We start from the raw sequence: 8,225 nt of genomic DNA, 5'->3' as shown, positions 1-8,225 counted from the left end.
TGACCCGCGTCGCCATCTCCGAAATCTCCCCATCAAACAATTGGGGACTCACAGATTCAGCACTCTCACCAAATGTCACGCGCTAATTCACCCGATTGCCCTGGAATTTGCCCCGGTTACGGTTGCGGCCTTTTAAGTGCTGGTCCTATAAGGAAAATTACTGGTTGATGAAATGTGCGACGGCAAGAGACGGGCGGGTGGATGGTTTGTGAACATTTCGGGTTGAGGCATGGGTGAGCGCGGCGCGGGGCCGGCAACGTCGGTGCTTGCCGTCTTTCCCACACTGACTGAGAAGCAGCACGAAGTCCTTCGCTTTGTCGCGGAAAATCGCACCAGCAAGGAAATCGCCCGCGAGCTGGGTATTTCCGAAAGCGCGGTCAATCAGCGGATCGAAAGCGTGCGTAGCCGCACTGGCTCGCCGCCTCGCGCCGAACTGGCCCGGGTCTATCGCCAGTACCTGCAGGATCTGGAAAACGCCCGTGATCGAGTGCCGGGAGCCATCATCGGAACGTTTCCGGGCCGGGGCGACGCGGTCGACGCGCAGAGCCTCACCGATCCCGCTCCGGTCGGGGCCCCGGCGCCCTGGCGGGAGCCCGACGGCCCCCGCGTCGTGCCGGAGGCGCTCGACAAGGGGGATGCCGGACCTGGCCGCACGTTCACCTCGATCGTCATTGTCGCAGGCCTGGTTCTGCTGGCGGTGGTCGGCCTGGGCATGACCCAGGGGCTGACTGCCCTGCTGTGAGCGGCGAGCCGTGCGGCCTTCGGCCACGACTCGAAGGCGTTTCCATGCGAAAGCCGCGATCGGGGGTTTGACTTGGCCGAAAACGCCGCGAAAGTATCACAAGGTGATTGTATGCCGAACCGGGGGCAGCCCTCGTGGTTCGGCTTTAACCGGTTACTGGCACTTCAAATTTCTGCGGAGACTTGGGATTGACCCAGATCCTTACGGTACCGACCCGACCTTTCGAAGGGCAGGCGCCCGGCACGTCCGGCCTGCGCAAGAAGGTGAAGGTGTTTCAACAGCCGAACTATGCCGAGAATTTCATCCAGTCGGTTTTCGACGTGGCCGAGCGCGAGCCGGGCGCCATTCTGGTGATCGGCGGCGATGGCCGCTTCCATAATCGCACGGTGATCCAGCAGGCGATTCGCATGGCGGCGGCTAACGGATACGGCCGGGTGCTGGTGGGGCAGGGAGGCATCCTTTCGACGCCTGCGGCAAGCCATGTGATCCGCAAGAACAAGGCGAGCGGGGGGCTCGTGCTTTCGGCCAGTCACAATCCGGGCGGACCGGAAGAGGACTTTGGGATCAAGTACAACATCGCCAACGGCGGCCCGGCGCCCGAAGCCGTGACTCGGGCGATCCATGCGCGCACCCAGGAGATCGACCGCTGGCTCACCGTTGAGGCCGAAGATGTCGACCTCGATACGCCTGGGGAGACCAGGATCGGCGAACTGATCGTCGCGGTAATCGATCCGGTGGCCGACTACGCCGACCTCATGGAGGAGCTTTTCGACTTCGCCGCGATCCGCAAGGCTGTCGCCGGCGGACTGACCATGCGCTTCGATGCGATGAATGCGGTGACCGGGCCATATGCGGTCGAAATACTCGAAAACCGGCTCGGCTTCGCGAAGGGTACGGTGGTCAACGGCACGCCGCTGGAAGACTTCGGGGGGCACCACCCGGACCCGAACCTGATCCACGCGAAAGACCTGTACGATCTGATGATGTCCGAGAACTCGCCTGACATCGGCGCCGCGTCGGATGGCGACGGTGACCGCAACCTCATCATCGGGCGAGGCCGCTTCATCACGCCGTCGGACTCGCTGGCGATGCTTGCCGCGAACATGGGGGGCGCTCCGGCCTACAAGGGCCGGCTTGCCGGGATCGCCCGTTCCATGCCGACCAGCGCGGCCGCCGACCGTGTGGCCGAGGCACTGGGCGTACCGTGCTTTGAGACGCCCACGGGCTGGAAATTCTTTGGAAACCTGCTCGACGCCGGGAAAGTGACGATCTGCGGCGAGGAAAGCGCGGGCACCGGTTCCGATCATGTGCGTGAGAAGGACGGGCTGTGGGCCGTGCTGCTCTGGCTCAACGTGCTTGCGGCGCGCGGGATCTCCGTCGACCAGCTGGCGCGCGAACACTGGGCCCGCTTCGGTCGCAACTACTATGCGCGTCATGATTATGAAGGCATCGACAAGGCCGCCGCCGATGTGCTGATGGCGGGATTGACGGATGGTCTTCCGGCGCTGCCGGGCAAGAGCTTCGGGCGGTTGACCGTGCGTGTGGCCGACAGCTTTTCGTATACGGACCCGGTGGACGGCTCGGTCAGCGAGAATCAGGGTATCCGCATCCTGTTCGAGGACGGATCGCGCATCGTCTTCCGTCTTTCCGGCACCGGCACGCAAGGCGCGACACTGCGCGTCTACCTCGAACGCTACGAGTCGGCGGGCGGCCTGCTCGACGAGGAAACCGGCGCGATGCTGGCAGAACAGATCGCCGCGGCCGACGAGATTGCCGGGATCAGGAGGCATACGGGCAGGACCGCTCCCGATGTGATTACCTGACGTTCGGCGGACGTATCATTGATTGACCGCTAGCGGGTTCGCGGGGCTATTGCTCTCCGGCGAAGCCGCTGGCGACATGCGGTGTTGCATCGCGTGCCTGTCTGGCCGGTCGCGCAATGTGGCTATCAACATGTATACATAATGCGCAAAAAGAGCTTGCCCCCGAGGTGCTCGCGTTCCATCAGGTGACGCGAGAGAAGAACTCCTCAGCGGGCAGAAGAACATGAGCAGCCACATCCACCTCGTCAGTTTCCTGATCAACTCACCGATCAATCACACCGTGCTGAGCTGGGCGCAGCCCGGCGACAACCGACTGCAGGCGCTTCATGATATCGGCCTCTGGCAGGATCTTGCCCGCACGCTGGAGCGCGGCAAGTTCGACGGGATCTTCTTTGCCGACACGCCCGGCGCCTTCGACCGCTATCGCGACAGTCACGAGGACGCGGTCAGGTACGGCGTATGCTGGCCTTCGCTCGATCCGGTGGTGCTGCTTTCGGCGCTGGCTGCATCCACGACGCATCTGGGCCTCGCGGCGACGATGTCGACCAGTTCCTACCAGCCATGGACCGTGGTGCGGCAGCTCGGCACGATCGATTATCTCTCGGGCGGGCGTGTGGGGTGGAACATCGTCACCGGTCACTTGCGCGGCGAGCACCGGGCGCTCGGGCTGCAGCAGCTCGACCATGATCGCCGGTACGACCGCGCGGACGAGTACATGAAAGTCTGCTACGGTCTCTGGGATTCGATCCGCGAGGGCGCCATCGTCGCGGACCGCGAGACGGGGATCTACGCCGATCCGGGCAAGGTGAGGCGATTTGGTTTCGAGGGCGAATACTTTCATTGCGATACGGTAGGTCCGGTACCGCCTTCGCCGCAGGGCCGGCCCGTGCTGTTTCAGGCGGGCAGTTCCGGTCGGGGGCAGCGCTTTGCGGTCAGCCATGCGGACGTCGTCTTCTCGATCCAGCCCAATCTGGCCGGAATGAAGCGCTTCATGGGCAATCTGCGGGACGCGGCCGATGCCGTCGGCGTGAAGGCGCCCGGCGTCAGCTTCGGTATCCAGCCGATCCTCGGCGGGACCGAGGAAGAAGCGAAGCGCAAGCTGAACGACCTGATAGAGAAGCTGCCGATTGACGCCTGCCTTGCTCGCCTCTCCGGGACCATGGGCGTCGATTTTGCCGGGATGGACCTCGATCAGCCGCTTGCCGAGGTTGAGACCCAGGCCTCGCAGGGGCTCATGAAGGCTTTCTCCAATATCGAAGGCGACCGGCCGCTCACCTTGCGTGAAGTCGCGATCCGCTGGGGTCTGGCGGTCGGCAAGCCGCAGATTGTCGGCACGCCCGAGCAGGTCGCGGATGAAATGGAGCGCATCTGGCGCGAGACCGGGTGTCATGGCTACAACGTCACGCCAACGGTTATGCCCTCCTCGGTCGAGGACTTCGTCGACCAGGTCGTGCCGATCCTGCAGAGGAAGGGCGTATACCGCAGCGAATATGCAGGTACGACCTTCCGTGAGAACCTGGGGCTTTGACCTGATTTCGCAGTCCCGAAGGAGCGCCGCAACGCCGGGGCGATAGGCTGCGATCACCTTTCCGCTCCGGCCTTGCGCGCGGCGCCGGACAAGGCGAGCATGCCGGGCCAGGCGTTGCAAAGGACGCGGCGGACGGGAGAGCGACATGCCGAAGATCGACGTCGACGGAATTGGAATAGCCTACGAGCTGCTCGGCAAGGATGGCGATCCCCCCGTGGCGCTTACCCCCGGTGGCCGCTTTACCATGGATGTTCCGGGGCTGCGCGAGATGGCGGAGGAGTTCGTCAAGGCGGGGCGGCGCGTGCTGATCTATGACCGTCCGAACTGCGGCCTGTCCGACGCCTGCCTGCGCGGCGAGAGCGAATCCGAGATGCAGGCGGAGGCGCTTTCCGGCCTGATCCGTCGGCTGGCACTCGGCCCCACGGTGATCGCCGGCGGTTCGGGCGGCAGCCGCGTTTCGATGCTGGCGGCGGCGCGCGATCCGGAGATCTGCTCGCATCTGGCGATCTGGTGGATTTCCGGCGATCCGATCGGGCTCATGCAGCTTGCCACCTACTATTGCGGCGAGGCGGCGACCCTGGCGAGCTCGGGCGGCATGGAAGCGGTGATGAACGCGACGAGCTGGGCCGAGAATCTGGCCAAGAGCGAGCAGGCCCGCGCCTACATCCGGGGCTATGATCCCGACAAGTTCATCGCGGTGATGCAGCAATGGGCGTCGGCCTACGCGCCATCGCCGATTACGCCGGTGCCGGGCATGGCCCCGCGCGATTTCGCGCGCCTGACCATGCCGACGCTGGTCTTCCGATCCGGCAGGAGCGACCTGTCTCACACCAGGACAACATCGGAATGGGTCCATCGTCTCGTCCCGCATTCGGCGATGCTTGATCCGCCTTGGGGCGAGAACGAATGGAACTATCGTTCGGCCGAGACGATGGCCGGGAAGGACGGGCATACGCTGTTCAGGTCGTGGCCCCGGCTGGTGCCGCTGATCCTGGATTTCATCGCCAACTGATCGCCGTGCCGGCTCTTTTCGGCTTGCGATGAGTAGGTGCGCCGACCGGAGTCATAGTTGCGTTCGGCATTTTACTTGACAGTTGTACAGTCACTTTGCGATTCATGTGCACATAAGAAGAGGCAGCTAACCTGCCCGGGAAAAGAAAAAGATAGGAGTGCCGAAGGCGTTTGTCGCCAGCCTCTCTGCACATGACCTTGCGTAACTGCGGGATGAGGACGCCGAGGACTTCGGCTTCCCCGCATCAGAGGGAGGAAGTTTGATGAGGGTAATTGCGAACAGGTGCGCGATTCTTGCGGCCACGGCCATGTGCGTCGTTCTGACGAGTCCGGCGGTGGCGCAGGAAACAGGTGGGGATGCTGTCGGTAGCGGTGCCATTATCGTCACCGCCCGCCGCATGGAGGAACGGCTTCAGGACGTCCCGATTTCGATTACGGTCTACGATCAGGAAGACATTTCAAAACGCAACATCGTCAATTCCGGCGACCTTGCCACCTACACGCCGTCGCTTTCGCTCAATTCGCGCTTCGGGCCGGAAAAGGCCTCGTTCGCGATCCGCGGCTTCGTTCAGGACCTGGCGACGCAGCCTTCGGTCGGCGTCTATTTCGCCGATGTCGTCGCTCCGCGATCGGGCGGATCGACCACCTCGGGCAACGGTGTCGGCGTGGGGCAGCTGTTCGATCTTCAGAGCGTGCAGGTCCTCAAAGGGCCGCAAGGCACGCTGTTCGGCCGCAACACCACCGGCGGCGCGGTGCTGCTGGTCCCGCGCAAGCCGACCGGTCAGCTCGAGGGCTATATCGAAGGGTCGCTCGGCGATTATGACCTGCGCCGGGTTCAGGCGGTGGTCAATCTCCCGCTCGCGGATACGTTCAAGGTCCGCCTTGGCGTGGACCGGATGAAGCGCGAGGGCTATCTCGACAACCAGACCGACATCGGGCCGAGCCACTTCGGTGATGTCGATTACATCGCCGCCAGACTCAGCGTCCTTGCCGAACTGACGCCTGATCTCGAGAACTACACGATCGCCAACTATACGCTTTCCGACAACAACGGCATCGTTCCCAAGGTACTGGGCTGCAACGAGGCAAGCCCCTTTGCCCCGTTCGCCTGCGGACAGGTGACAAGGCAGGAAGCGCGCGGCGACGGGTTCTGGGACATCGAGAATACCGAAACCGATCCGAAGATCCGGATGGAAAGCTGGCAGGTCATCAACACGACGACCTGGCTCGCTAGCGATTCCCTGACAATCAAGAACATAGCCAGCTACGGCGAATTCCGTGAAACGGCGCGCCTTACGCTTGAAGGCGAGGCGTTCCTGCTGCCGAACGGAACGCCTTTCATCGAAGTGATCCGGCTGAACAATACGCCGGGCTACTTCAATTCGATTCAGTCGACCTGGACCGAGGAACTCCAGTTCCAGGGCCAGACGTCCAACGGCAGCTTCAGGTGGCAGGCCGGTGGCTACTACGAAGCCAGCGATCCGATGGGATTCACCTCGCAGTCGACCTCGGTCCTGCTGCGCTGTCCCGATCTCCAGGCTCTGCAGTGCATTGATCTGATCGGCGGCCGCAACATTTCGCGGCCTTACCAGAAGACGTGGTTCCGCAGCCGAGGCCTTTATGCGCAGGGCACTTACGAGTTCACCGATCAACTCGCGGTTACGGCCGGGGCGCGGTATACGTGGGATCGGATGACGCATCGCTACGATCAGTTCGCGATCTTCTTCCCGGCGCCCGGCCAGCTCGAATACCGCTGCACCAATCCGGTGCGCGTGCCGGACACGACGGTTACCGCGCCTGACGACCACTTCCCCTGTGCGGTGAAGTTCACGGCCAAGTCGGACAAGCCAACCTGGATGATCGACGTCGAATACAAGCCGATCCCAGATGTCATGCTCTATGCCAAGTGGGCGCGTGGCTATCGCGCGGGCGGCGCGGCTTCGGCCAATATCCTGTTCGAGACGTGGGAACCGGAAAAGGTCGATACCTATGAAGTTGGCGCCAAGACCAGTTTCCGTGCCGGGCCGGCGCGGGGCTACTTTAACCTGACTGGCTTCTACAACGACTTTCGCGACCAGCAGATCCAGGCGACCCTGATCCGGGCTCCGACCAGTCCGCTGGTCGGCGGCAGTGCCATCATCAACGCGGGCAAGTCGCGGATCTGGGGCGTCGAGGTCGACACGTCCGTGACATTGTTCGACCAGCTCAAGCTGGACGGCGCCTATACTTACCTCAACACCAAGGTGCTCGAACTCGACGTACCGGTTCTCGGCCCGGAGTTGGTGGACATCTATTCCGCCATCGTCCCGACGGCCGAGGTCGGGTCACCGCTGGCGCTTTCGCCGAAGAACCGTTTCACCATAACCGGCACCTACATGGTGCCTCTGGACGACAGTATCGGCGATATTTCCTTCGGAGCCACCTTCGTCCACACCGACGAGCAGGTCGTCAGTCTGGCCACCGCGCCGCAGTTCCAGAAGCTGAAACCCACCGATCTTCTGAATCTCAATGCCAGCTGGGATAGCGTGATGGGCAGCAGTTTCGATCTGGCGTTCTTCATGACGAACGTCACGAACGAGAAGTATAATGTCAGTGTCAATAACGCGTTCTTCTCGTTCGGACTCGAATCGGGCGTCATCAACGAACCGAGGATGTACGGGCTTCGTCTGAAGTATCGCTTCGGCAGCTGATGCCTGCGCGGCGAGAGCGAATCCGAGATGCAGGCGGAGGCGCTTTCCGGCCTGATCCGTCGGCTGGCACCCGGCCCCACGGTGATCGCCGGCGGTTCGGGCGGCAGCCGCGTTTCGATGCTGGCGGCGGCGCGCGTTCCGGAGATCTGCTCGCATCTGGCGATCTGGTGGATTTCCGGCGATCCGATCGGGCTCATGCAGCTTGCCACCTACTATTGCGGCGAGGCGGCGACCCTGGCGAGCTCGGGCGGCATGGAAGCGGTGATGAACGCGACGAGCTGGGCCGAGAATCTGGCCAAGAGCGAACAGGCCCGCGCCTACATCCGGGGCTTCTGTAACGGGCGCTCCCGAGTCAATCCCTTTTGAGCTTCATCCCTCGCCGGCTACGTGCTTCTGTCCGCAGTCGACGTGGAAGTCGCTGCTCTATGGGG

The 8,225-nt window shown here is 63.0% G+C and carries 6 protein-coding genes; all 6 read left to right on the top strand.

Annotated elements, in window-relative coordinates; genetic code table 11:
* The first annotated feature begins 229 nt into the window (after positions 1–229).
* On the top strand, positions 230–742 hold the full coding sequence (locus IEX32_RS19680; protein ID WP_188773238.1) for a helix-turn-helix transcriptional regulator: 513 nt from the start codon (positions 230–232) through the stop codon (positions 740–742).
* Positions 743–930: 188 nt separating this feature from the next.
* Positions 931–2,565 (top strand): alpha-D-glucose phosphate-specific phosphoglucomutase, encoded by a 1,635-nt coding sequence (locus IEX32_RS19675; RefSeq protein ID WP_188773237.1) that lies wholly within the window; start codon positions 931–933, stop codon positions 2,563–2,565.
* 223 nt (positions 2,566–2,788) lie between these two features.
* Positions 2,789–4,093: an LLM class flavin-dependent oxidoreductase gene (locus IEX32_RS19670; RefSeq protein ID WP_188773236.1), complete on the top strand. Its 1,305-nt coding sequence runs from the start codon at positions 2,789–2,791 to the stop codon at positions 4,091–4,093.
* Between the two features lie 145 nt (positions 4,094–4,238).
* The gene (locus tag IEX32_RS19665; RefSeq protein ID WP_188773235.1) at positions 4,239–5,105 is read left to right on the top strand and encodes an alpha/beta fold hydrolase; all 867 of its coding nucleotides are present in this window, start codon (positions 4,239–4,241) and stop codon (positions 5,103–5,105) included.
* 262 nt (positions 5,106–5,367) lie between these two features.
* Positions 5,368–7,794, top strand: a complete 2,427-nt coding sequence (locus tag IEX32_RS19660; protein ID WP_188773234.1) for a TonB-dependent receptor — start codon at positions 5,368–5,370, stop codon at positions 7,792–7,794.
* Positions 7,795–7,821: 27 nt separating this feature from the next.
* Positions 7,822–8,160, top strand: a complete 339-nt coding sequence (locus IEX32_RS19655; RefSeq protein ID WP_188773233.1) for an alpha/beta fold hydrolase — start codon at positions 7,822–7,824, stop codon at positions 8,158–8,160.
* Positions 8,161–8,225 lie beyond the last annotated feature (65 nt).

It is taken from the genome of Novosphingobium endophyticum, assembly GCF_014640675.1.
GTDB classification, from domain to species: domain Bacteria; phylum Pseudomonadota; class Alphaproteobacteria; order Sphingomonadales; family Sphingomonadaceae; genus Novosphingobium; species Novosphingobium endophyticum.
Note: the sequence above shows the minus strand (reverse complement) of the source record. Positions and strands in the feature narration are given on the sequence as shown.